The 22,534-nt window shown below is 39.9% G+C and carries 25 protein-coding genes; 13 read left to right on the forward strand and 12 right to left on the reverse strand.

The window, feature by feature from the left end:
* Positions 1 to 76 precede the first annotated feature (76 nt).
* The 5 genes from PARC_RS03855 to PARC_RS03875 form a co-directional block, all read right to left on the reverse strand.
* Positions 77 to 1,753 carry an amidohydrolase gene (locus tag PARC_RS03855; RefSeq protein ID WP_010553147.1) on the reverse strand — a complete coding sequence of 559 codons (1,677 nt, stop codon included), beginning with the start codon at positions 1,751 to 1,753 and terminating at the stop codon, positions 77 to 79.
* A gap of 133 nt (positions 1,754 to 1,886) precedes the next feature.
* Complete coding sequence (locus tag PARC_RS03860; RefSeq protein ID WP_010553148.1) at positions 1,887 to 2,123, reverse strand: EF-hand domain-containing protein; 237 nt, start codon at positions 2,121 to 2,123, stop codon at positions 1,887 to 1,889.
* A gap of 9 nt (positions 2,124 to 2,132) precedes the next feature.
* A complete protein-coding gene (locus PARC_RS03865; protein WP_007581558.1) occupies positions 2,133 to 2,369 on the reverse strand; it encodes an EF-hand domain-containing protein in 237 nt (78 codons plus the stop codon).
* Positions 2,370 to 2,556: 187 nt separating this feature from the next.
* On the reverse strand, positions 2,557 to 2,784 hold the full coding sequence (locus PARC_RS03870) for an EF-hand domain-containing protein (RefSeq protein ID WP_007581559.1): 228 nt from the start codon (positions 2,782 to 2,784) through the stop codon (positions 2,557 to 2,559).
* A 24-nt stretch (positions 2,785 to 2,808) separates the two neighbouring features.
* The gene (locus tag PARC_RS03875) at positions 2,809 to 3,042 is read right to left on the reverse strand and encodes an EF-hand domain-containing protein (protein ID WP_007581561.1); all 234 of its coding nucleotides are present in this window, start codon (positions 3,040 to 3,042) and stop codon (positions 2,809 to 2,811) included.
* 330 nt (positions 3,043 to 3,372) lie between these two features.
* Between PARC_RS03875 and PARC_RS03880 the strand changes: the two genes are divergently transcribed.
* The 4 genes from PARC_RS03880 to PARC_RS03895 are packed head-to-tail and all read left to right on the forward strand — an operon-like array spanning position 3,373 to position 7,238.
* Positions 3,373 to 4,830: a sensor histidine kinase gene (locus PARC_RS03880; protein WP_010553149.1), complete on the forward strand. Its 1,458-nt coding sequence runs from the start codon at positions 3,373 to 3,375 to the stop codon at positions 4,828 to 4,830.
* A gap of 1 nt (position 4,831) precedes the next feature.
* Complete coding sequence (locus tag PARC_RS03885) at positions 4,832 to 5,377, forward strand: hypothetical protein (RefSeq protein WP_010553150.1); 546 nt, start codon at positions 4,832 to 4,834, stop codon at positions 5,375 to 5,377.
* Positions 5,378 to 5,379: 2 nt separating this feature from the next.
* Positions 5,380 to 6,729, forward strand: a complete 1,350-nt coding sequence (locus PARC_RS03890) for a sigma 54-interacting transcriptional regulator (protein WP_010553151.1) — start codon at positions 5,380 to 5,382, stop codon at positions 6,727 to 6,729.
* Positions 6,730 to 6,737: 8 nt separating this feature from the next.
* Positions 6,738 to 7,238, forward strand: a complete 501-nt coding sequence (locus PARC_RS03895; protein WP_010553152.1) for a DUF1543 domain-containing protein — start codon at positions 6,738 to 6,740, stop codon at positions 7,236 to 7,238.
* A gap of 30 nt (positions 7,239 to 7,268) precedes the next feature.
* On the opposite strand, the gene PARC_RS03900 is transcribed toward PARC_RS03895, so the two are convergent.
* Positions 7,269 to 7,496, reverse strand: coding sequence for a hypothetical protein (locus PARC_RS03900; protein WP_007581571.1), 228 nt, complete (start codon positions 7,494 to 7,496; stop codon positions 7,269 to 7,271).
* Positions 7,497 to 7,628: 132 nt separating this feature from the next.
* Here PARC_RS03900 and PARC_RS03905 point away from each other — a divergent pair, with 132 nt between their 5' ends.
* Positions 7,629 to 8,879 carry a multifunctional CCA addition/repair protein gene (locus tag PARC_RS03905; RefSeq protein WP_010553153.1) on the forward strand — a complete coding sequence of 417 codons (1,251 nt, stop codon included), beginning with the start codon at positions 7,629 to 7,631 and terminating at the stop codon, positions 8,877 to 8,879.
* A 5-nt stretch (positions 8,880 to 8,884) separates the two neighbouring features.
* Here the strand turns inward: PARC_RS03905 and PARC_RS21605 are convergent, their stop codons facing one another.
* The 3 genes from PARC_RS21605 to pdsR form a co-directional block, all read right to left on the reverse strand.
* On the reverse strand, positions 8,885 to 9,049 hold the full coding sequence (locus PARC_RS21605) for a hypothetical protein (RefSeq protein ID WP_010553154.1): 165 nt from the start codon (positions 9,047 to 9,049) through the stop codon (positions 8,885 to 8,887).
* Positions 9,050 to 9,330: 281 nt separating this feature from the next.
* Positions 9,331 to 11,469: a proteobacterial dedicated sortase system histidine kinase gene (gene pdsS, locus PARC_RS03910; protein ID WP_010553155.1), complete on the reverse strand. Its 2,139-nt coding sequence runs from the start codon at positions 11,467 to 11,469 to the stop codon at positions 9,331 to 9,333.
* Entirely contained in the window at positions 11,469 to 12,158 is a 690-nt protein-coding gene (pdsR, locus tag PARC_RS03915; protein WP_010553156.1) for a proteobacterial dedicated sortase system response regulator, read from the reverse strand. Before pdsR ends, pdsS begins: the two co-directional genes overlap by 1 nt.
* Positions 12,159 to 12,362: 204 nt before the next feature.
* Here pdsR and pdsO point away from each other — a divergent pair, with 204 nt between their 5' ends.
* The 3 genes from pdsO to PARC_RS03930 are packed head-to-tail and all read left to right on the forward strand — an operon-like array spanning position 12,363 to position 15,784.
* Positions 12,363 to 13,094, forward strand: a complete 732-nt coding sequence (gene pdsO / locus PARC_RS03920; RefSeq protein ID WP_010553158.1) for a sortase-associated OmpA-like protein PdsO — start codon at positions 12,363 to 12,365, stop codon at positions 13,092 to 13,094.
* 45 nt (positions 13,095 to 13,139) lie between these two features.
* Complete coding sequence (locus tag PARC_RS03925) at positions 13,140 to 15,161, forward strand: marine proteobacterial sortase target protein (RefSeq protein WP_010553159.1); 2,022 nt, start codon at positions 13,140 to 13,142, stop codon at positions 15,159 to 15,161.
* A gap of 17 nt (positions 15,162 to 15,178) precedes the next feature.
* Positions 15,179 to 15,784, forward strand: coding sequence for a class GN sortase (locus PARC_RS03930; RefSeq protein WP_084201288.1), 606 nt, complete (start codon positions 15,179 to 15,181; stop codon positions 15,782 to 15,784).
* On the opposite strand, the gene PARC_RS03935 is transcribed toward PARC_RS03930, so the two are convergent.
* Positions 15,679 to 16,638 (reverse strand): DMT family transporter, encoded by a 960-nt coding sequence (locus PARC_RS03935; protein WP_033013031.1) that lies wholly within the window; start codon positions 16,636 to 16,638, stop codon positions 15,679 to 15,681. The genes PARC_RS03930 and PARC_RS03935 overlap by 106 nt on opposite strands.
* Before the next feature lie 119 nt (positions 16,639 to 16,757).
* On the opposite strand from PARC_RS03935, the gene proB reads away from it, so the two are divergent.
* The 4 genes from proB (at position 16,758) to PARC_RS03955 (ending at position 20,321) form a co-directional block, all read left to right on the forward strand.
* Entirely contained in the window at positions 16,758 to 17,861 is a 1,104-nt protein-coding gene (gene proB, locus PARC_RS03940; RefSeq protein ID WP_010553162.1) for a glutamate 5-kinase, read from the forward strand.
* A gap of 116 nt (positions 17,862 to 17,977) precedes the next feature.
* Positions 17,978 to 18,337, forward strand: a complete 360-nt coding sequence (locus PARC_RS03945; RefSeq protein ID WP_007581591.1) for a glutaredoxin family protein — start codon at positions 17,978 to 17,980, stop codon at positions 18,335 to 18,337.
* 39 nt (positions 18,338 to 18,376) lie between these two features.
* Positions 18,377 to 19,861 (forward strand): glutamate--tRNA ligase, encoded by a 1,485-nt coding sequence (gene gltX / locus PARC_RS03950; RefSeq protein WP_007581594.1) that lies wholly within the window; start codon positions 18,377 to 18,379, stop codon positions 19,859 to 19,861.
* 160 nt (positions 19,862 to 20,021) lie between these two features.
* Positions 20,022 to 20,321, forward strand: coding sequence for a hypothetical protein (locus PARC_RS03955; protein ID WP_021032137.1), 300 nt, complete (start codon positions 20,022 to 20,024; stop codon positions 20,319 to 20,321).
* Between the two features lie 16 nt (positions 20,322 to 20,337).
* Here PARC_RS03955 and PARC_RS03960 read toward each other — a convergent pair whose 3' ends face one another.
* Together PARC_RS03960 and PARC_RS03965 are read right to left on the reverse strand one after the other, a co-directional pair.
* On the reverse strand, positions 20,338 to 20,730 hold the full coding sequence (locus tag PARC_RS03960) for a hypothetical protein (RefSeq protein WP_010553163.1): 393 nt from the start codon (positions 20,728 to 20,730) through the stop codon (positions 20,338 to 20,340).
* A gap of 104 nt (positions 20,731 to 20,834) precedes the next feature.
* A complete protein-coding gene (locus PARC_RS03965) occupies positions 20,835 to 21,704 on the reverse strand; it encodes a CPBP family intramembrane glutamic endopeptidase (RefSeq protein WP_010553164.1) in 870 nt (289 codons plus the stop codon).
* Positions 21,705 to 21,816: 112 nt separating this feature from the next.
* Between PARC_RS03965 and PARC_RS03970 the strand changes: the two genes are divergently transcribed.
* Entirely contained in the window at positions 21,817 to 22,518 is a 702-nt protein-coding gene (locus PARC_RS03970) for a DUF3581 domain-containing protein (RefSeq protein ID WP_007581602.1), read from the forward strand.
* Positions 22,519 to 22,534: the final 16 nt, after the last annotated feature.

Below are 22,534 nucleotides of genomic sequence, written 5' to 3' on the forward strand. Positions count from 1 at the left end.
TTATAAATACCCCTCTTTATCGACACACTTTTTGATTACTTTAACTAAATTTAATAATTACTTTGTTTATTTTTGATTATGGTGTTTTTTTAATCTCTTCTTTTTTATAGCGAAGTTTACCTGCAACCCAGGTTTGTAGTACGTTCGTCTTGTATATCTCGTCAACAGGTACTTTAAAGTAGTCTTTATCAAGTAAAATAAAGTCTGCCCATTTACCTTTTTCTAAACTACCCACCTTAAATTCTTGATGGGCTGAATAAGCGCCACCGAGAGTAAATGCACGTAATGCATCTTCGCGGCTTAGTACTTCACTTGCGCGCCAGCCGTTTTCAGGTAGTTTGTTATGATCCATGCGTGTAATGGCTGAATACAAACCATCAAATGGATTTGCAAGCTCTACCGGGTAATCAGAGCCAGCTGCAACAACCGATCCTTGCTTTAAAAATGTTTGCCAAGCATAGGCACCGCTTAATTGTTTTTCAGTTAAGCGTTGTTCTGCCATATGCATATCAGAAGTGGCATGTACTGGCTGCATTGAAGGGATTATTTTTAGCGCTTTAAAGCGAGGGATATCCTCAGGCGTTACAATTTGTGCGTGCTCTATTCGGTTACGTAGTAATATACCGCCCGTTTTTTTAAACACATTTTGATAGGCATCAAGTACTACTTTATTTGCTTTATCGCCAATTGCGTGAGTATTTGCGCTAAAGCCGCTTTTAAAGCTTTGTGTAAAGAGCGCTTCGAGTTTTCTTTGTGTTTCAAGCATTAAACCATGGTGACCAGGTCTGTCTGCATATTCTTCAATCAGAGCGGCTCCGCGAGAGCCAAGTGCGCCATCGGCGTAAACTTTAACACTGCGAATTTCCATAAAATCATTTTTGTCGTGGTATCGGCCTGCCTTTAACATCGTGTCTAAATCAGGGCTTGCACCGCTTAACATTGCCACAATACGTAGCGGTAAATTACCGAGGTCGCCGCGCTCTTTGTAAACCTCCCATGTGGTTTTATCAATACCTGCATCGTGAGTAGAGGTAATGCCTAAACTTAATAAATGCTTACCTGCTGCATCTAGCGAGTCACTTATATCTTGCTTTGAAGGGGCTGGCATATGCTGGGTAATTAGCGCTTCTGCTTTATCTACAAAAATACCTGTAGGATTGCCAAATTCGTCTTTAATTATTTCACCGCCTTCAGGCGCTTTTGTTTGGGCGTTAATACCAGCAAGTTCGAGTGCTTTTGAATTAACCCAAATGGCGTGGCTATCAACCCGCGAAAGCACCACAGGTTGATCGCTCACTACTTTGTCTAGATCTTTAGCTGTAGGAAATCGTGTATCAGCCCAAAGCTCTTGGTTCCAACCTCGCCCTATAATCCAACCTTGTTTGTTGCCAGCAAATATTTTTAGTTTATTTTTTACTTCATCAACCGATTTTGCACCGCGTACATCAAGTTGCGATAAATTATCGCCAAGGCCAATAACGTGCCCATGAGCATCAATTAAGCCTGGTAATAAGGTATTACCGTGCGCGTCAATTAGCTTGGCATCTGGGTAGCTATCTTTAAGTGTATCGCTACCTAGTTTTACTACCTTGCCATTTTTAATAACGAGGGTAGTAAACTGCTGTACTTCACCTTGGTATAAAGGGGTATAACCATTGGCGTTATAAATTACTTTAGTTTGTGCGAGAGTGTAACTAGAGCTTGCACAAAGACTTGCTAGGATGAGAGGTTTGATTATTTTTTTGAGCAACATAAGGCATTATTTTTTATTGTTAGTGCGTTAACATTAGCAAACCCAATTTTATAATACCAATATGTGAGACGAATTATGATGAAGAAAAAAGCAGTAAAGCTAGAACATAAAAATATCTAGCTTTTGAAAAGGTTTATTTACTAGTGTATAAACTGTATTCACTTAGCGTTAGCTTACCGTCTTTGTCTTGATCGTAGCTTGAAAACCGTGACCACAAAGCCGGATCTATAGCGGTTTCTGAACGTGATAAAAAACCGTCTTTATTCCTATCTAGCTTTTTAAATTGTTTTGCAATGTCGTTACTTGCAGCAAAACTAAATGCGCTAAAAATACTAAACGCCAGCAGCGTTATATAGCTAATACTTTTCATACAAATCACTTAGTAAAGGTTGTTAGTTAGATAACTTTTAAATTCGACTAGCGAAATTTGGTTATCTTGGTTTTTGTCCCATTTTACAAAGGTGTTTAAAAGTTGTGGCTGGGGATCAAGTTCGTCGTGTGTTAAATAGCCACTTTTGTCACTATCTAGGTGATCAAAGCGCTGCTTTACATCAAGTGCCGCGGCATCAAAACTTAATAGCATTAAAATGCTTATAACAAGGGAAAGTATCTTCATGGTCTTCCTTCCAAAAGATGTATTAAAAGTTCGTGGCTAAAATAAAGTAAAAAGGAAAAAAGCACTTGCCGTAATTTAACTCCCAACATTAAATCCTTTTACACACTCCCTCAGGGATTATGGCAAATGCTTTTAAATTCAGTTTACTTGTAACAAGCTTAAGTAAAGCTTAATCAGTAATTACTCATTAAGGCTTAAAGCTTTCAAATTCTTTTTTTGAGACTTTTTCATCACCGTCTTCATCTAAGTCAGCAAATTGTCTCATTACTTCTTTGTCTTCCTTTGCTTCTACAATTGATATTTGTCCATCCATATCTTTATCTAAATGGGCAAAGCGCACGTTTGTTGGCGATGCAATTACGGTGGCACTAATTGCTAAAAACATTAATGAAAAAGCGGCTATAAGTTGTTTCATAATCACGTTCCTTATTAAATGAGTTTATTGAATAAATTTTTTGAATTCATCTAGCGACAATTGCCCATCTTGATTAGTATCAATTTGTAAAAAATTTTCGTGTAGAACGGCATCTTCACCTGCTTCGGCTTCACTTAATGTGCCGTTACTGTCTTTATCAAGCTCGTTAAAAGTCGCGTGAACGTCCATTGCGTGTGCGTTAGCGCCTAAAAAGCCTAAAGCTAGTAATGATGAAATTACTAAAATGCGTTTGTTCATAATTATTTCCTTATTGATTAAAGTTATTACTGCTAATACAAAAATGATGCCAAAAATAATTGTTGTTAATTTTCAGGTGTTTATATTTTTAACTTGAAAGGGGTGGGAAGTTTTTACGGGGTTTAATGTAATTTTTGTATGCCTTTTGCAACACTATATAGTGAGATTAAAGGTAGGGTTTAAAAATCAATGGTTTACGTTGTCTCTATTTGGCGACACATTGTTTTTGTAGCGCTGGCTGTTAATCGTATTAAATATAATTGCTGGTTCAGCTAGTGTATAAGGTAAGCACTTAATAATAGAGCGCTTAACTTAAAAGGACTAAACGAAATGCCAGCAACCATAGCTAAAAAATACCATGCAATGCTTAACTGGCGGCCTAATTTAATTGGGCAATTTGCAATGAGTATGCTGCTTTCGTTACTCCCGCTTTCTATAGTGGTGATTGTATTTTTAAATGCGCTTAACAAGCAATTAGCAGTGACTCAAAGTATCGTGAGTAACAACTACCAAGTTACCAAATCGTTTAATACTCTAAAACAAGAACTCAACAGCCTTGAGCGCGCCACTAGGCAAAACTGGGTATTAAAAAGCGAATCGTTAGATAAGCTCATTGTCGATAAATGGCAATCATCCCTGCAAAGTATTGATGAACTTAAATTTGTAAACACGGATAAAGATTACACCCACCAATGGCAACGCTTATATGTCACCTTACAAACAGCGCATGTAGAGCTTGTTGAGCAAAAACAACAGCAAGCGGAGCTATTTGTGCCAGTGAGCGATTTAGTTGCTGAGCTTACTTTATGGTTACGTGATAAAAATGAAGCGCAAATTACCAATAACCAAAATGAGCTTACAAGCCTACAAACTTCATTTATAAACTGGCTGGTGGCACTTATTCCGCTTACTTTAATTGTTGGTGGTGGTTTTTTATGGCGTATAAGTGGGCGACTAAAAGGGTTAACTACGGTTATTGATAAGCTAGGGCAGGGGCATTGGCAGCAAAAAATATCTGTGAAAGGCTCCGCTGAGCTAGTTGAGCTAGGAGAAAAACTCCAATGGGTGCAAGAGCAACTTCACATGCTTGAGCAGCAAAAAGATACCTTTTTACGCCATGTTACCCATGAGCTAAAAACGCCGCTTGCTTCAATGGTCGAAGGCACTGATTTACTAACTGATGAAATAGTAGGCCCAATTACTGCTGAGCAAAAAGCAGTGCTTGAGCTTATTAGCCAATCTATGGTGCGCCTTCGTACAATGATTGACAGCCTGCTGAGTTATAATGCGATTCGCACCAGTAAAGACAGCCTAAGCGAAGTTGAGTTTAGCTATCTTATTAATAAAATTAATAGCCATTTTGAACATCGCTTAAGTGCGCGTCAGCAAGCTCTGCAATGGCAAAATAACTTACCTAATAAACAGCTTGCTTTACCTAGTGAGCTTATTGAGATGATTTTAATTCAGCTTATTTCAAATGGCTTAAAATTTTCACAAGATAAGCAAAGCGTTACTATTAATTTAGCGCTTGAGCAAAACCAACTTTGCATTGCTGTACTTGATAAAGGGTGCGGTATTAAAGAGCAAGAAAAAACTCAAATTTTCAGCGCATTTTATCAAGGTAAACACAGTAAAAATGTTACGCTGCAAGGCAGTGGGCTTGGCTTAACTATTGTGAAAGAATCTGTTGAACAGCTAAGAGGTACACTTACTGTTGAGCATAACGAGCCGCATGGTTGCCGGTTTTCAATTAAAATTCCCATAACAAAAAATCTAGGAGTTAATTAACATGCGCTTGCGTTTAATCGCTATTTTATATGTGCTCAGTAGCAGCATGGTTATATCAGGTTGTGAAATTAATAATGGGCAAGAAGAGCGTGTGTCAATTACACCTGCACCTGTGGTCGATACCAAAATAACGAACGACACAAACAGTAAACCTAGTCCAAAACCCAGACCAAAAATTGAACCAAGCTATCCGCCTGCAGAGCAAGTTATTGCATGGCACGCTAATCAGTGTGGCGGATTTAAATTGGTGCCAAAAAAAGATATTTTTACAGGTGAAAACGATCTTAAACGTTTTTTTAAATTTATGTGCTTAAACATAAATGATGATCCAAATACGGTAATGACTAAGTTGCTAAAACTCGATTTAGCTTACTTTTGGCCAGATGATATAAAGCAATATTTATGGCTTCAAAAGCAGCAAGTGACTATGCAAATAAATGCTAAAAAAGAGCAGCAAGCACTTAACAATAAAATGCAAGAAACCCTCTCATCGTTAGCAACTATTGAGCAGCAGCTTTTACTACGAGAAGAAACTAAGGAGCAGTAACTATGGCAGCAACTAAAGTGCAAGGTGCAAAAGTATTACTCGTTGACGACGACGCTAGCTTATTAAAACTGCTCGCTATTCGTATCGAATCAAAAGGATACGAAGTAACGACCTGTGAAAGCGGCTTAACCGCACTACAAATACTTAAAAGCCAAGTGTTTGACGCCGTAATAACCGACCTACGTATGGATGAAATGGATGGCATGGCACTGCATCGTCAGCTGCAAAGCCGCTACCCTGCATTACCTGTCATTATGATGACAGCGCATGGCTCAATTCCTGATGCAGTAGAGGCAACTAAGCAGGGCATTTTTGCATTTATAACTAAACCTGTAGATAAAGATGAGCTATTTGACAGCCTTGCTAAAGCGATAGAAATACATGGTGTTAATGCAGATGAAGCAGCACCTAAAAGTAATATAGTTACGCGCAGTGGTGCAATGCTGCACTTGTTAGAGCAAGTAAAACTACTTGGGCCAACGCAAGTTAATGTATTGATTTCGGGGGCTAGTGGTACAGGTAAAGAGTTACTCGCACAGGCGATTCATCAGCATAGTCATGTAAGCGGTGGCCCTTTCGTTGCAATTAACTGCGGCGCTGTACCGGGTGAGCTTTTAGAGTCAGAATTATTTGGTCATAAAAAAGGCTCGTTTACGGGCGCAATTAAAGATCATCAAGGTTTGTTTCAGCAAGCTGAGGGCGGCACGCTATTTTTAGACGAGATAGGCGATATGCCACTTAACTTGCAGGTTAAGTTACTGCGCGTATTACAAGAAAAAACAATTCGCCCCGTAGGCTTTCAAGAAGAAATTGCGATTGATGTACGAATCGTATCGGCAACACATAAAAATCTTCCTGAAGCTATTTTAAACCAGCAATTTAGAGAAGATTTATACTATCGCTTAAACGTAGTTAATTTAAAATTACCGCCATTGTGTGAGCGCCGCGAAGATATAAGCTTATTAGCACAGCACTTTAGTGCAAGCATTGCTAAGCGCATGAAGCAAACTGAAAAACACTTTGCAAGCGATGCTATGCATGCGCTTGTGCGTTACGACTGGCCAGGTAATATCCGCCAACTACAAAACGTAGTAGAGCAGGTTGTAGCATTAACGCCAAGCGATGTTATTTCAGAGCACTTAGTATTAGCTGCGCTAAATAGTAACGAAACAAACGTAGAACCATTATCACTAAACGACGCTAAAAAAGAGTTTGAGCGCGACTATGTGATTAACACTTTAAAAATGGCAGGTGGTAACGTAGCCGAAGGCGCTAAGCTTGCCAAGCGCAATCGCTCAGATTTTTATAAGTTGATTAAAAAGCATAATATTGATGTTGATAATTTAGGTTAAGGAAAAGCATGCAGTTATTTATGGTGTATTTAGGCGGCCGGATTCAAGGTTGCCACATTGAAATGCATGATATTCGTTTTGTTGTAGGGCAAAACATTGAGCAAACTTATTCAAAGTTAAAAAGCCAATGGGTAGGCGACAGAAGTAGTGTTCACATGGATAGCTACATGGCAATTAATCATATAGATGGTTTTAAAATAGAAGTAGTCGATAGCTATGTGGAGCAAAATAAACAACTCTATTTTGTAAATTTAGGCGCTTACAGAAGTGATTCTATGGCTGAGCAACACGACTTTGCACTGTATGTTGCAAGCAGTAGCCATGAAGCTAAAGAGCGAGCTAAAAGCGATTTGCTAGCAGGGCTTAGCCATATTCATAAAGATGATTTACATGACGTAGACGATTGCTTTACCATTGATTTACTCGACAGCCAGCTAAACATTAAGCTCACGCCCAGCGGTATATCGCAGCCTATAAAGCCAGACTGGTTTGGCTATCACATACTTTAAATTATAATAAGTAGCTAAAACTAAGCAGGATTAAGAGTCCTGCTCGTTTTGTTCATCCTTTTCGCTTTTAGCCGCCATTTTAAACGCCACAATAACCAATCCAAACATAGCAAACGGCAGTGCTGCTAACATGTATTCAACCACATTACTGTCTTGAAAATTTGCTTGTAATAAAAAGTGACCCGCCACACACATTAAAATAACCACTAATAAAATGGGTAGTAACATAAGTTCTTTTTTTGATGAATGGTTTTTCATTAATTGTGAGGCTATAGCTGAAAATAATGCGCCATTGTAATGAGCTTACTTAAGCTTGGCAAACACCGCAGAATTTTTTAATTAATGTTATGATTAGTATCAAACAATTTTATTAATGTTTATGGGAATAAAGTGAAAAGTAACTTAAAAAAAGTTTACCTCGTTGGTGGTGCAGTGCGCGACAAACTGCTAAATATAAAATCAAAAGATAACGATTATGTAGTGATTGGTGAAACGCCAAACACAATGCAGTCGCTCGGTTTTGTACCAATAGGTAGCGACTTTCCGGTTTACTTGCACCCAGAAACAAAAGAAGAATATGCACTTGGGCGCACAGAGCGTAAAAGCGGCAAAGGCTATACTGGCTTTGTGGTTGATGCCAGCCCAACAGTGACGCTAGAAGAAGATTTAGCAAGGCGTGATTTAACCATAAATTCAATGGCGCTTGATGAACACGGTAATATTATTGACCCGTTTAATGGCCAAACTGACTTACAAAATAAAACACTGCGCCACACCACTGAGGCATTTGTAGAAGACCCTGTTCGAGTACTGCGTATTGCCCGTTTTTTAGCGCGCTATGGTAGTGATTGGCGTATCCACCCAAGTACGTATGCATTAATGCGCGAGCTTAAAAATAAAGGTGAGCTAAATCATTTAGTACCTGAGCGCGTGTGGCTTGAAACCGAAAAAGCACTGGGTGAAAAGTACCCTGAGCTTTATTTTGAAGCATTGCAAGGTTTGGGGGTTTTTCCAGAGCTTGAGCGCATGGTTAATGTACCGCAACCAGCAAACCATCATCCTGAAGGTGATGTATTTGTGCATACTATGCTGGTACTTAGGCGTGCAGCGGATTTGAATTTTAACTTGGAAACTCGTTTTGCTGCACTAACCCATGATTTTGGAAAAGCGCTTAGTTTTAAAAAATATGGAAACCTACGTGGACACGAACGCGAAGGTGTTGCAGTTATTGAGGCGTTTTGTGAGCGCTTAAAAGTGCCTAACCGTTTTCGCGATGTTGGCGTACTCACCAGTGATAATCACACCCTTTGCCACACGATTGATCAGTTAAGGCCGCAAACCATTCACAAGCTAATAGTGACTAACTTAAATGCGTTGGTACACCCAGAACGTTTTATAGCGTTTACCCAAGCATGCCAATGCGATGCACAAGGGCGTGGTGAAACACTTGTTGATAAGCCATACCCGCAAGCAGCTAAGCTGCGAGCAATTCATACTGAACTGCAAAAAATGGATAAGAAACTGGTAGTGCAAAATGCACTTAAAAATGGCAAAAAAGGCCCTGAAATAGGCGAAGAAGTAAAACTTGCAGAAATAAACTGCATTAAAGCATTTTTAGAACATGAGAAGTCCCAAGCGTAATAAAATTAGACTAAGTAGTGCGATACGCCTTGGTTTTTGCTCGCGTCGTGCTTTCTTAGCTCTTTGTAGTTTGTACTTTTTGGTTTTACATTTTCAGACTCAGGTTTTTTAGAGGGCCTGTATAAGTCAAAAATAAAGTCTAGTTCTTCACGCTCTAGTGATGGTTTCATGAGTATTCCTTCAATTTAATACTTTAATATGATGTAGGGTATGGTCATTCGACTGAATTAAAAGTGAATAGTTACATTTGAAGTTGTACTAAATTGTAACCGGCAGGTTTTGAGGGGTGAGAGGGGTTTATTTGTTAATTTATATGGAGTTAAGGTAAATTTTAATAACTCTTTTTAACTAAAAATATACAGCTGAATTTAATTTATTGCGTACTTACTATTTGCATATAAGGCTGTGGCTATAAATATAACGGTACGAATATAACGGTATAAATACAGCCTTAACCATTAACTAACGGCAGTGTTACGGTAAATACGACACCATCACCTTGTTCGTTGTTTTGCGCTGTTACACTGCCTTTATGGTAGTCGCACACCAGCCTTACAATATAAAGACCTAACCCCAAATGTGGCTGTTGCTGCATTTGCTGGCTACGTACCGACACCATAGAGTCAAAAATATGCTCAGTTAATCCTTCGGGTAACGCGGGGCCTGTATTACTCACTGTTAATGTTGCTTTATTTTCGCTCTGCTTAAGGCCTACATTAATAGCCGTATTGGCCTCACTAAACTCCAGCGCGTTATTAATAAGTTTATCAAGTAGCTGGGCTATAAATTCTGGTGCGCCTTGCATAGGCAATTTTTCTTGGTATAAATCAAGCGTAAATAACTGGTTTAGATAAGTAAGTTGGTAGCCCTGCATACAGCCATTTATTACTTTTTGTAAATCAAAAGGCTCAGGCTCGTTGCTTTGAATACTCTGCTCAAGGCGAGTGGCTTCGCTCATGGTAGTTATTATTTTACCTAAACGTTCAACGCCTTCACTGGCGCGATCGAGGTATTTTTGGCTCAGCTCGTTTTGTGGCAAGCTTTGTAAGTTTTCGAGTGACGAGCGCACTACGGCAACAGGCGTGCGCAGCTCATGTGACAATCGCGACGACATATTCTCTAAGTAATCGGTATAGCCACCAAGTCGGCTCACAATGTTTGAAAAACTACGAGACAGATCGCCAATTTCATCGTTAGCATCGCTGTAATTAATACTGCCGGTAACACGCCCTTGTGCATCAATTGCTTGCTCAGCTGTATCGCGCAGCCGCCTAATTCGGTTCGATATACGTGAGGCAAAAAAGAATAAAGTCACAGTACCAATTAGCATCACAGCTAAAATAACGTTAAAGAGTTTTTCGAGTGACTTATTACGCAGCGTACGTACGCCGTTTGTGGTTTCCTCTGCTATTACTGCGCCAATTACTTGGTCTTGAATCCAAATAGGGTAAGCGGCCGATAAAATAACGGCTTTACTGTCGGGTGTTAATCGCCAAGACGATGCTGGTTGTCCTTTTAATGCTTTCGCTAAATGTGTGCCCTGCATAGAAGCTACATCGTGCAGGGTATCTAAAAACTCATTTTCGGGACGCGTTAAAATTTTATAGTAAATTGGATGTAAGTAATTTTGCTCAAAGCGCTGCCACCAAGTTTTAGGTGCTTGGTTAGCAAGTCCATCAGCCCAAACGCCATCTGCATTTTGAATAGTACCCGATTGCGCAAGTACACGATGATGGTTATCAACCACCCAAATACGGCTACCACTGTGGCCCATGCCTTTTAAAATACGGCTAATTTCTGGAGAAGGGACTAATACCGAGCCTAAATCGTTTGGGTTATTTAAGTTTGAGGTCGACATTATTTTAGGCTCTAACAATGCCTCTTTACTATCAATGTCAACAATGGCAAAGCCAAGTTTGTTGCCCAGCATGCTAATTGGAAAGCGCAGCTCTACGCTATAACCTGATTCGGTACTTTCAAAATAGCCCTGAATTTTTGTAAAAGGGGCTTTGGTATTTGCATCAAATGCATTAACCCAGCCATCTTGGCGCGGCGCAATTATATAAGTATTAAACTGGCCGTCTGGCGTTTTTAGGCCAATTTGTAAATAATCGTTATTGGTAATGCTTAAGCTATTTTTAGCGCGATAAATAAGGGTATTGTCGGTGACTTTAAATAAGGCGTATAAGTAGTTATCAAATTTTCCCACCATATGATCAAACGATAAGTCACTGGCTTGATGTTTGTTATCTGTTTTTTGTAAGTAGCGCTTGTCGTAATGCCAAAATAGCGGTTGGTAGCTGTCCCAATCGTTAAGTTTACCGTCGAGCTGAATAGGGTTTTTAAGATTATAAGCGTATAAATCGCGGCCTTTTACTACTTGGTCTAAAAAGTTAGTTTGCTCGTCAAATAATGCAGGGCGCTCATGTAATGCTGTAGCAAGAGCACGAGTGGTACCTACTAGGGTTTTTTCTTGGCCTTGGCGTAAAAATTTTTCCATTTCCCATACGTACTCGTAGCCAAGCCACGGCAGCAAAAACAAAAAACATGAAAGTAATATAAATTTACTGCGCAGACCAAATCGTAGCATTAGTGTTGTTCCCACCGATAGCCCATGCCATACACGGTATCTATGCAATCAAAGGTGCTATCGAGTGCTATAAATTTTTTACGAATACGTTTTACGTGTGAAGTAATTGTGCTGTCGTCTACATAAATTTTTGCATCGCTCATTAATTCGTTACGGCTTTTAACATGGCCTGGTCGCTGGGCAAGTGAATGCAGCATCCAAAACTCGGTTACGGTTAAATCAACTAATTGTTGTTGCCAAAAAACCTGCATACGTTGCGTGTCGAGTGTTAACTGCCCGCGTGTTATGAGTGCATTTGCATCAGCGGGTTGTTCAAGTGCTTCCATTCTACGAAATAGCGCACCAATACGTGCAGCCAAGTGAGCCAAGCTTATGTCTTTTGTTAGGTAGTCGTCGGCGCCCATGCGCAGGCCGCATACGGTATCTATTTCGCTATCGCGGGCGGTTAAAAAAATAATAGGCAGTGTTTTAGAAAGCGATCGCAATGTTTGGCACAGTAAAAAACCACCATCTATTTCATGGCCTAGGCCAATATCAACAATGGCTAAATCGGGCAGGGCATTTTTAAATGCAGCTTCAGCGCTGACGCGATCTGCAAAGCCACTCACTTGGTAGCCCTGTAAGCTCAGCATTTCTATGTAGTTTTCGCGGATTGCGGGTTCATCTTCAATGATGGCTATTTTTTTCATTCTAATCATTATCCTATTGCCTCTGTTGTGCACTATAACGAAGTTTTTAAGCTAAGTACGCTTAAAAAGGCAATTGCCTTTTTTTTGCCACAATTGCTCAGCAGTTTGCCATTTTTGCTCCCTTTTGTTGCCACTTGAACTTGTTTTAATACACCCATCAAAACAAAACATCACAAATTAAAAAGTAAGTTTAAGGATCAAATCATGAAGAAGACATTAATCGCGTTAACACTGGTTGCTAGTTTTTGTACTCCAGCAATTGCCTCAACATCCAACACGCCATCAAAAGAAGCCCATAAAGAAACGGCTATTGGACTAGGTGCTGGCGCTATTATTGGCGGCGTAGTGGGCGGGCCAATTGGTGCGTTTGTTGGGGCATTTGCCGGTGGCTTAATAGGCGATTCAAAAGTAGCTGATAACAAAATTGCAGAGCAAGAGCGTGCCATTACGGTTATGAAAGAAAAAACCAGCGATTACCAACACGTGCTTAACCACAACAATATGTTAGAGCAGCAGCTAGAAGTGCTTGCCAATCAAAATGAGCAGTTAACTCAAGTTCAAATTAATAACTTATTGGCGATGACGGTGCAATTTAAAACAGGTTCAAGTGTTATTGCCCCGCATTTTGCACTGCAGTTAGACCAACTCGTTACCTTGTTAAACAATCAACCACAACTCGTACTTGATTTAAGTGGCTTTGCCGATCAACGCGGCGATGAGCAAGCCAACCTATTACTTTCTAAAGCGCGTGTAAATGCCGTGCAAAGCTATTTAATAAAACACGGCGTGAGTCATAAACGCTTAAGCACGCAGGCATTTGGCGAGCAGCAAACATTGGCTAATAGCAACACGGTGGAAGATAACTTTTTTGATAGACGCGTAACGCTTACCACTCGCTCAATGAATAGTGTAAATGGCCAAACGGCGAGTAATTAAAACTAACTGAATCTAAGTAAAGCTAAGCGTTCGATGGAGTGATTTATGTTTAAATTGAGTAAACCAACCAAAATGCTTACTAAAGTAAGCATTTTTATATTCATAGCGATTGTGCTGTTAGCGAGCTTTAAAAGTCATGCGCAATCACCCAAGTTAGAACTTTTTGATAGCAATGGTGCGCCAGCAGGACCAGCAATAATATTAAAAAGCGACGCCAATATGACCTTAACTGGCCTAATTAATCATGTTGTAGTAACGCAAACCTATCAAAACGAAAACCCGTTTGCGGTTAATGCTCGCTATGTATTTCCATTGCCAGATGAAAGCGCCGTACATGCCATGACGATGCGTATAGGTGAGCGAGTCATTAAAGGCCAAATTGATAAAAAAGTGGAAGCTGAAAAAAAATACGAAGAGGCTAAAAAAGCAGGTAAGCAAGCGGCCCTTGTACGCCAGCAACGCGCCAATATGTTTATTACGAATGTGGCAAATATTGGCCCTGGTGAGCAAGTAATAATTGAGCTTGAGTATCAAGAAATAATTGATTATAGCAGCGGTACATTTGCTATTAGATTTCCGACTACCATTACACCGCGTTATCACGCGATTAGTGGTGAGGTTGAGGTTAGTACTCAAAATAAAGCGCATGTTAATCCGCTCCCAACGGGATGGTTAAGCCCTGTTTACAGCATTCAAAACATCACTCAAAATAGTACTCAAACTGATAACGTACCAAGCAGCCAATTTAGCTTAAACATTGATATAGACGTAGGCTTAGAGCTGGTGGATATCAATTCTAAATTTCATAATGTTGATGTACAAAACACAGCATTTGGGCAATATAAAATAGCGTTAAATGAGACAAATGCAGTTAATCGCGACTTTGTACTTGAGTTTAAACCGCTGCAAAAAGAGCAAGCTCAAGCCGCATTTTTTACTCAGCAGTTTGAAAATGGTGACCGATACGGGCTTGCTATGCTAATGCCACCGGGGGATCACTTTACACAAACTCAGCGCTTACCTCGCGAAATGGTATTTGTAGTTGATACGTCAGGCTCTATGCACGGGCAATCTATGGAGCAAGCTAAAAAAGCCTTGTTTTATGCGCTGTCATTACTTGATAGCGACGACAGCTTTAACATAATTGGTTTTGACAACATAGTGACTCCAATGAGCGATAAACCACTTATAGCCAGCGACTTTAATTTACGCCGTGCAGAGCGATTTATTTATAGCCTAGAAGCCGACGGCGGCACAGAAATACAAGGTGCGCTTAATGCCGTACTTGATGGCAGCGAGTTTGATGGTTTTGTACGCCAAGTTGTATTTTTAACTGATGGTAGCGTTAGTAATGAGGATGTATTGTTTAAAAATATTCAAAGTAAGTTAGGCGATAGCCGCTTATTTACAGTGGGTATTGGCAGCGCACCTAACAGCTTTTTTATGCGCCGAGCGGCAGATATAGGCAAAGGCTCATTTACGTTTATAGGCAGCACAAGTGAGGTGCAACCTAAAATGCAGCAGTTGTTTGATAAGCTTGCACATCCGGCTATTACTAATTTGGCGCTAAGCGATGAAAGCGGTAACAGCTTAGATTTTTGGCCATCACCACTACCTGATTTATATTTTGGCGAGCCTATTATGGTCGCTATAAAACTTAATAATGCTAAAAGTGTGGTACTTGCTGGGCAAACAGCACAAGGGCCTTTAAGTATTAAATTAAGTACACAAAATAGCTCAAGCGCTCAAGGTATAGCAAAACTGTGGGCGCGCCAAAAAATTAAGTCATTACTTTTATACAACGAGCAAAATACAGTTAAAGATGAAGTACAGGAGCTTGCACTTACTCATCAATTACTTAGCCCGTTTACTGCTTTTATAGCGATTGAACAAACTCACATAAAAGAAGTGGCAGAGCAAACGGCGCAAGCTACTAATGCATTACCACAAGGTATGGCAATGCGTTTACCGCAAACCGATGGGCAAAGCAGGCTGCACATAGTATTAGGCTGCATTTTACTATTGGGATTTGGCGCTCTTAAATTTAAACACAGAGCGAATTCCTAAATGAAAAGAGATTTAAAATGAAAAAGTGGCTAAGCGCGGGCTTACTAATCGCTGGGCTTGGATTATTTGGTCACGGCGCTTATATGCAGGCAAAAGCGTGGCTTGCTCAAATATTAATTGAACAAGCATGGCAAGAGGCGCTTAAATCACCCAGCACTAAAGTAAAACCGTGGTATTACGCCGACAGCTACGTGACTGCAAAGCTTGATTGGCCAAGCCATAATAAAACATTAAGTGTATTGGCTGGAGCGAGTGGTCGTAATTTAGCGTTTGCGCCAAGCCAATTTTTACCTGCAGGAGAGCTTGGCGGAAAAGAGTTTGGAAACGAAAAAGGCGCGCTAATAGCAGGGCATAACGACACCCATTTTGCATTTTTACAACACGCCAAAGTGGGGGAGGCGTTTACTTTGCAACTGCAAAGTGGGGTGATACAAAACTATAAAGTAACGGGGATTGAGGTTATTCATCAATCCCAAAACACATTTTTACAAACACCCGGACTGTATTTGCTTACCTGTTACCCTTTTGATTCGCTTGCCTCGGGTACTGATTTAAGATTGCTTGTATCTGCGCAAATGTCTTCGCCCGATTCACTAAGCGGTATATCAACCACAAGTTCTTGATGGCGCTGGCTTACCATTACACCAATAAATACCACAAATATGCTCAGCCATTGCCAAACGTTGAGCACTTCGCCCAAAATAATAGCTGACAAAATAAGTGTAAAAATAGGAATTAAATTAGAGTATGCAGCAGCGGTTAATACCGAAACTTTGCTAATTGCATAGTTGTACATGCCGTAGCCGCCAAGGGTTACACACGAGCCTAAATACAAAATGCTCATAAGCGCGGTTAAGTCGTGTTGGTTTTCGCTTGGTAGGTCGATAAAAAACAAAAATGGTGCAAAAAACAAGCTACCGCTAATACCTTGCAATGCAATTAAAGTCAGGGGCGAGTAGCGATTAGCTAAATGTTTAATACTTACGGTATAAAATGCAGCGCACACCATCGCCATAAGCTCTAAAAAGTTACCCAACAACGGATTAGGTGCCTGCTCAGAACTGGGTGAAAGAAGCGTAAGTAAAATACTGCCGCCAATACACAGCGTAAAACCGACCACGATGGATTTACTTATGTATTCTTTAAGCAATAAAAAGGCAAGCAGCGCAATAATAATGGGCAAGCACGACACAATAACACCAGCCTGCGAGGCCGATGTGTATTCCATTGCATGGCCTTCAAATAAAAAGTACAAGCAAGGTTCAGCAAGCGACATACCCACTAAATACTTCCAGTCACCTTTTAAATACTCAAACCGAATAACGTAGCGCCACAAACAAAGCGACAAAACTAACGTGGTGAGCATGCGTAAAAATATCACCAATGCAGGGTCGTAAATAGCAATGGCGTATTTAAGCGCTATAAAAGAGCTGCCCCATAAAAAGGTGGCAATAATTAAACATAAACTGGCAGGCATAGAGAGTAATTTATATAATTTAATAAAATCAGATCCTAGCATGAATATTTTTAACTTGTTCAAAAATACCGAGCTGGTATAAATTAATTCATCTTTAATTAATCAGTAGTAAAAAGCACATGCAAAGGGAACAGGTAATAGTTGTAAAGCTTGGTACAAGCGTACTCACTGGCGGCACCGATAAGCTAGACAAAGCACATATGGTTGAATTAGTACGCCAATGCTGCGAGCTTAAAAAACAAGGCCATCACGTTATTTTAGTATCGAGCGGTGCGGTTGCTGCTGGGCGCGAACAACTATTAAAACCCTGTGGCAGAAGCTTAATTGATAAACAAATGCTTGCTGCAATTGGACAAGGTCAACTTATTCATATTTGGCAGAGCTTGTTTGGTTTATACGGTGTAAATGTAGGGCAAATGCTACTTACTCGCGCCGATGTAGACGACAGAGAGCGCTACCTTAATGCCCGCGATACACTCAATGCGTTATTAAATTACGACGTTGTACCCATCATTAACGAAAATGACGCTGTAGCCACGAGCGAAATAAAAGTAGGCGACAACGATAATTTATCGGCACTTGTCGCTATTTTGGCTAATGCTAATAAGTTACTGCTACTTACTGATCAAGAAGGGTTATTTACCAGCGATCCACGCACAAACGCCGATGCCACCCTCATTGGTGAAGTAACACATATAAATGATGAGCTGCGACAACTTGCTGGTGGCAGTGGTACAAATTTAGGCACCGGCGGTATGGCGACTAAACTGCAGGCCGCCGACATTGCAAGGCGCGCAGGTGTTGAAGTTATTATTGCTAAAGGCGCAGGTAAAAACGTTATTTTAAAATGCATGAGTGACGAGTTACCAGGCACGCGTTTTTTAAAACTCACCGCTCCAAAAGATGGCCGTAAAAAATGGTTACTAGCCGGGCCTAAAAGTACCGGCCAAATTGTTATAGATGCAGGTGCTATTACAGCGCTGCAAAATAAAGGCGCAAGCTTACTTGCTAAAGGCGTTACTAATGCATTTGGACGTTTTGAACGCGGTGATTTAATTGATTTAATTGATAATAAAAAGCAAGTAATTGCACGGGGCTTAACGCGCTTTAGTAGCGTTGAAGTAAATAAAATAAAGGGTGCGCATTCTAGTCAAATAGGCCAGTTACTCGATTACGATAGTGGCGCAGAAGTACTTCATAGGGATGATATGGTCTTGCTATAGAAGCACTTTTAGTAAATTAAATTACTTGAGTGTAATTCTCGCAGTATTACACTTTTTTGATTGTAAATTTGTGCTAAAATCTGGCTCCTTAAATTGTTGTAAGCAGAGCGCAGAACATGAAATTAGTTCGTTGGTTTTTAGGTTGTATAATTTTATTCTTTAATTTTGTATTTACTCCTCGCAGTAAAAAGCGTGCAAGCGACGAGCAAGCACAGCTTGATCAGCAAACCTCACAATTTAAACTGTATCAATTTAAAGCATGCCCGTTTTGTGTAAAAGTACGTCGCGCCATTAAACGCGAAGGCTTAAACATAGAAACGCGTGATGCAAAAGACAATGAGCAATATCGTCAAGAGCTACTAGAACAAGGCGGCAAAGTTAAAGTGCCTTGCCTGCGTATAGAGCAAAACGGCCAAGTACAATGGCTGTACGAATCAAACGATATTATTGCTTACTTAAACAAAGTAGCTGCATAAACCACTTTTATTATCTCACTTATTTAAAGAGAATATACCATGACAATTCGCACCCGTGTTGCCCCGTCGCCAACTGGTGACCCGCATCTTGGCACCGCTTATATCGCCTTATTTAACTACTGTTTTGCTAAACAACAAGGCGGTGAATTTGTACTTCGTATAGAAGATACAGACCAAGTACGTAGCACGCCAGAGTCTGAACTTGCGATTATGGATAGCCTACGTTGGTTAGGGCTTGAGTGGGATCATGGTCCTGATGTGGGTGGCGAATTTGGTCCTTACCGTCAATCTGAGCGTAGCGATTTATATAAAAAATACGCGCATCAGTTAGTTGACGATGGTAAAGCGTTTTACTGCTTTGCAACAAGCGAAGAGCTTGATCAAATGCGTGAAGAGCAAATGGCAGAAGGCCTACGCCCTAAATATGACGGTCGTGGTTTAAACCATACAGATGAAGAAATTAAAGCAAACTTAGCTGAAGGCAAACCTTACGTTATACGTATGAAAATCCCGAGCGAAGGCACATTTAAGTTTAACGACTACCTACGTGATGAAATTGAGATCCCGTGGGAAAACGTAGACATGCAAGTGCTTTTAAAAGCGGATGGCTTTCCAACGTACTTTTTAGCGAACGTAGTTGACGACCACCATATGGAAATTAGTCATATTTTCCGTGGTGAAGAGTGGATTAACTCAGCACCTAAGTTATTAAAACTGTATGAAGATTTTGGTTGGGAAGCACCAGTACTTGGTCACTTACCATTACTACGTAACCCAGATAAATCAAAGCTGTCTAAGCGTAAAAACCCAACGTCTATTAATTACTATAAAGAAATGGGCTACCTGCCAGAAGCCGTGCTTAACTACTTAGGCCGTATGGGTTGGTCAATGCCTGATGAGCGTGAAAAGTTCACACTTAATGAGATGATTGAAAACTTCGACATGAAGCGCGTATCGCTTGGTGGTCCAGTATTCGACGTAGATAAATTAAGCTGGTTAAACGGCATGTGGATCCGCGAGAATCTAACCGACGAGCAGTTAATTCAGCGCTTTGTTGATTGGAAGTTTAATGGCGAAATGCTCGCTAAAATATTACCAGAAGTTAAAACACGTATTAATACGCTGTCGGATATGGTTGAGCTTGCAGGGCACTTTGTAGGTGGTATTCCAACTTACGATCCTGCGCTATTAACAGCCGGCAAAGCAGACGAAAACGTGATTCGCCAAGCGCTACAATTTTTTGTATGGCAGCTTGAAGGTTTACGTAGCTTTGAAAAGCCCGCTATTTTTGCAATTGCAAAAGAAGTTGCAACATTCCACGAGCTTAAGATTAAAGACTTTTTAGAGCCAATATTTGTCGCAATTACTGGCAAAACGTCAAGTACGTCAGTGCTTGATGCAATGGAAATACTAGGGTCTGACCTATCACGTGCTCGTTTACGTGTTGCGCTTGCTCATTTAGGTATTTCTAAAAAGCAGGCTAAAAATATAGAGCGTGCGTACCGCGAATACCCAAGTGCATAATTACTAAAATGCACTTATAAAAGCCGAGCTTAGTAAAATAAGTTCGGCTTTTTTGTGTCAGGTTGTTTAGCTATATATCATGGCGTTTTAGTCTCGTTTAAAAACGAAGTAAGACCCAGCCCAATGATACAATAAGACACATAAACAATATGGAGGCAGTATGATTGCAACCGTTAAAAACAAAGCTATTTTTAGCAGTAATACATTTTCGATAAACCTTGTTACTTACCCAACTAATCACAGCGTAATGAACCATATTGACCCTGTGCAGCAAGGGCGCTATTACAAGCTCAACTTTGTATTAGAAAAACCTAAAGCGGGTGGGGTATTTAAATGCTCAAAATGCATTATAAATTTATTTAATCGCGTGTATTTATTCAGACCCGATAAGTACGAACACAGCGTATCTAAAATCGAGTCTGGAAAGCGCGTATTACTTAGCTTTGCGCTTAATATATAATTTGCACTTTTACTTATTAATAGTCGTAGGCCTGTCCGGTGCATAAAACAGATAGGTCGCAATACGATACAGACGTTTCACTACAAGAATTAATAGTAAAAGCATTTCCGCCTCTGCGCATGGCATCAGCTTTAAGTAAATCAATCGCGTTTGATTTAGAGCGGTTATAGCTTACATTATTGCTGCCCATACCGTCGCCATCACAGCTTTCACCTTCTATTCGGCCTAGGAGGGTAGCGCCACTTTCGTGTGCTTCTTGGTCGCTATAAAATTGCTGTAAATCTCTTTTATTAACGTAGGTGCCAATTTCTTGAGATAAAACGCCGTTGTCTATATCTGTATGATAAGTCATGCTTGAACAACCCGTTATTGTGGCGAGCACTGTTATTGCCGTTATAAAACGTAGCATATTTATTAGTCCCTTAATTTATTATTTGAAATAGTAAATTACTAACAAAATCAAATGCGGGCAATGTTTACTACTAAGTAAATTGTTAGCATTTGTAAATGTATTTAGATTTTATTGAGCATAGGATAAGTAAACAAAAAGAAGTGGCAAACATTAACCAACCAATGGCATAAAATAGCCCACTCTAAGCGCTGCGTTTTATAAAAAACATAGCCATACCCCAAGCCGGCAATAAATGAAACCAATACATAGTTAATTCCTCCAGCAAAATGTGCCAAAGCAAAAATACCTGCAGTAATTACAGGGGCAAGTATTGCTAAACGGGTAGGTGTAATTATTTTGCTAAGCTTAGTTTGTAGTAAACCTCGAAATAAAGCTTCCTCGGCAACACAGGTAAATAAAAGATTAATAGCAATAAAGGCTAGCCAAAAGCCAGGAACCTTAGGGTTAAAGCTTACAAGTCCTAGCATTAAAGCCGCAGTGAGCGCAGCTAAAACAGTAGCAATAATTATTAAAATGGGTTGTTTAACGTTTAATGGGTCTGCTTTATTAGAGTCTGCTTTTAAAGTTTTTTTATTCGAATAAAAGTAAGCACAAAGAAATAAACCCGCCATAGCTTTATCAAAATTAGCATAAAGGGTAAAAGCAATCGCATCGCTTGTAATACGCTCGTTTATAACAATAGGGAGGTTATTAAAACCAGGTACCCAATGAAGTGCTAATGCCAATGAGGAAACTATAAAAACAGTACTTAAAGTAGCGCGTATTATTGCCTGCTTTGTATTTAGCGCACAGTAGTATAAAACAACGTAAAGCCCGGTTAACAGCAGGGCATATAAATTTATATAACCTTGAAAATATGCACTTACAACACTTAAAGCTAGTAAGTAGTGCCAAAGGGGGTGCCGCATTATTGATATTTTGCAGTACGGAAAAACACATATAATTGATAGCGCTAATAAATAAAAGGTCATTGTTTTTTATTGCTCTGTTTTATTTAGCAACTAATCTAACAGATTCGACCTCTCAGTATTTTTTTTCTGGTAATATAGATAGGTTATAAGCAGTTTAAGCAGTGAACAAACTATGTTAAGTCCTTTTTTTCAGCAGCATGCTGATTATGTTTCTATCTCTCGTGAGCAAGGTTGTCGATTCGCTAAATGCGTTGCTGACGATTACAATCCACTCCACGACAAAGATGCCAAAAAGTTTTGCGCGCCAGGAGACTTACTTTTTTCATTGGTACTAGACCGCTACGGTATTAGTGAACAAATGGAATTTACTTTTGCCGGTATGGTTGATGAAAACACCAAACTTAACTTCCCTGAAGGGGCTGATGAGTTTGATGTAACCAATGGCGAAAAAGTTATTTTAAAGGTAAAGCGCAAAGGTAAAACCAGCCAATGCCCAGCACTAACTAATAGTCTAATAAAAAATTATGTTGAGTTTTCTGGTACTACTTTCCCGCATGTAATTATTCCATTAATGGGTAAGCAAGAGGTAATGATTAACCCTGCTCGCCCAATGATTATTTACGAATCAATGCTTATCAACCTTGATAATCTTGATATTACAGCACCAGAACTTGAGTTTGCAGAGCCTAGTTTTGAGTACGCCGGTAAGCGCGGAAAAATTACACTACGTTTTAACCTGTTAGAAAATGGCGTTAAAGTGGGTAGTGGTGAAAAGCATATGGTAGTTTCGGGTATACGCGAATACTGCCAAGCAACAGTTGACGATTTAATAGCGTTTTACAACGAGCGTAAAGCGACACTAAAGCCAGCTTAAAGCTACAGCAAATTAT

The organism is Pseudoalteromonas arctica A 37-1-2, assembly GCF_000238395.3.
GTDB lineage: Bacteria > Pseudomonadota > Gammaproteobacteria > Enterobacterales > Alteromonadaceae > Pseudoalteromonas > Pseudoalteromonas arctica.

Coding starts and splice junctions, on each gene's coding strand:
- PARC_RS03925 (WP_010553159.1), top strand. CDS start 13,140: ATGTTTAAATTGAGTAAACCAACCAAAATGCTTACTAAAGTAAGCATT.
- PARC_RS03960 (WP_010553163.1), bottom strand. CDS start 20,730: ATGCTACGTTTTATAACGGCAATAACAGTGCTCGCCACAATAACGGGT.
- PARC_RS03855 (WP_010553147.1), bottom strand. CDS start 1,753: ATGTTGCTCAAAAAAATAATCAAACCTCTCATCCTAGCAAGTCTTTGT.
- PARC_RS03860 (WP_010553148.1), bottom strand. CDS start 2,123: ATGAAAAGTATTAGCTATATAACGCTGCTGGCGTTTAGTATTTTTAGC.
- PARC_RS03935 (WP_033013031.1), bottom strand. CDS start 16,638: ATGCCTGCCAGTTTATGTTTAATTATTGCCACCTTTTTATGGGGCAGC.
- pdsO (WP_010553158.1), top strand. CDS start 12,363: ATGAAGAAGACATTAATCGCGTTAACACTGGTTGCTAGTTTTTGTACT.
- PARC_RS03930 (WP_084201288.1), top strand. CDS start 15,179: ATGAAAAAGTGGCTAAGCGCGGGCTTACTAATCGCTGGGCTTGGATTA.
- PARC_RS03870 (WP_007581559.1), bottom strand. CDS start 2,784: ATGAAACAACTTATAGCCGCTTTTTCATTAATGTTTTTAGCAATTAGT.
- PARC_RS03900 (WP_007581571.1), bottom strand. CDS start 7,496: ATGAAAAACCATTCATCAAAAAAAGAACTTATGTTACTACCCATTTTA.
- pdsR (WP_010553156.1), bottom strand. CDS start 12,158: ATGAAAAAAATAGCCATCATTGAAGATGAACCCGCAATCCGCGAAAAC.
- proB (WP_010553162.1), top strand. CDS start 16,758: ATGCAAAGGGAACAGGTAATAGTTGTAAAGCTTGGTACAAGCGTACTC.
- PARC_RS03955 (WP_021032137.1), top strand. CDS start 20,022: ATGATTGCAACCGTTAAAAACAAAGCTATTTTTAGCAGTAATACATTT.
- PARC_RS03945 (WP_007581591.1), top strand. CDS start 17,978: ATGAAATTAGTTCGTTGGTTTTTAGGTTGTATAATTTTATTCTTTAAT.
- PARC_RS03880 (WP_010553149.1), top strand. CDS start 3,373: ATGCCAGCAACCATAGCTAAAAAATACCATGCAATGCTTAACTGGCGG.
- PARC_RS03895 (WP_010553152.1), top strand. CDS start 6,738: ATGCAGTTATTTATGGTGTATTTAGGCGGCCGGATTCAAGGTTGCCAC.
- PARC_RS03965 (WP_010553164.1), bottom strand. CDS start 21,704: ATGACCTTTTATTTATTAGCGCTATCAATTATATGTGTTTTTCCGTAC.
- PARC_RS21605 (WP_010553154.1), bottom strand. CDS start 9,049: ATGAAACCATCACTAGAGCGTGAAGAACTAGACTTTATTTTTGACTTA.
- PARC_RS03865 (WP_007581558.1), bottom strand. CDS start 2,369: ATGAAGATACTTTCCCTTGTTATAAGCATTTTAATGCTATTAAGTTTT.
- pdsS (WP_010553155.1), bottom strand. CDS start 11,469: ATGCTACGATTTGGTCTGCGCAGTAAATTTATATTACTTTCATGTTTT.
- PARC_RS03875 (WP_007581561.1), bottom strand. CDS start 3,042: ATGAACAAACGCATTTTAGTAATTTCATCATTACTAGCTTTAGGCTTT.
- PARC_RS03885 (WP_010553150.1), top strand. CDS start 4,832: ATGCGCTTGCGTTTAATCGCTATTTTATATGTGCTCAGTAGCAGCATG.
- PARC_RS03970 (WP_007581602.1), top strand. CDS start 21,817: ATGTTAAGTCCTTTTTTTCAGCAGCATGCTGATTATGTTTCTATCTCT.
- PARC_RS03890 (WP_010553151.1), top strand. CDS start 5,380: ATGGCAGCAACTAAAGTGCAAGGTGCAAAAGTATTACTCGTTGACGAC.
- gltX (WP_007581594.1), top strand. CDS start 18,377: ATGACAATTCGCACCCGTGTTGCCCCGTCGCCAACTGGTGACCCGCAT.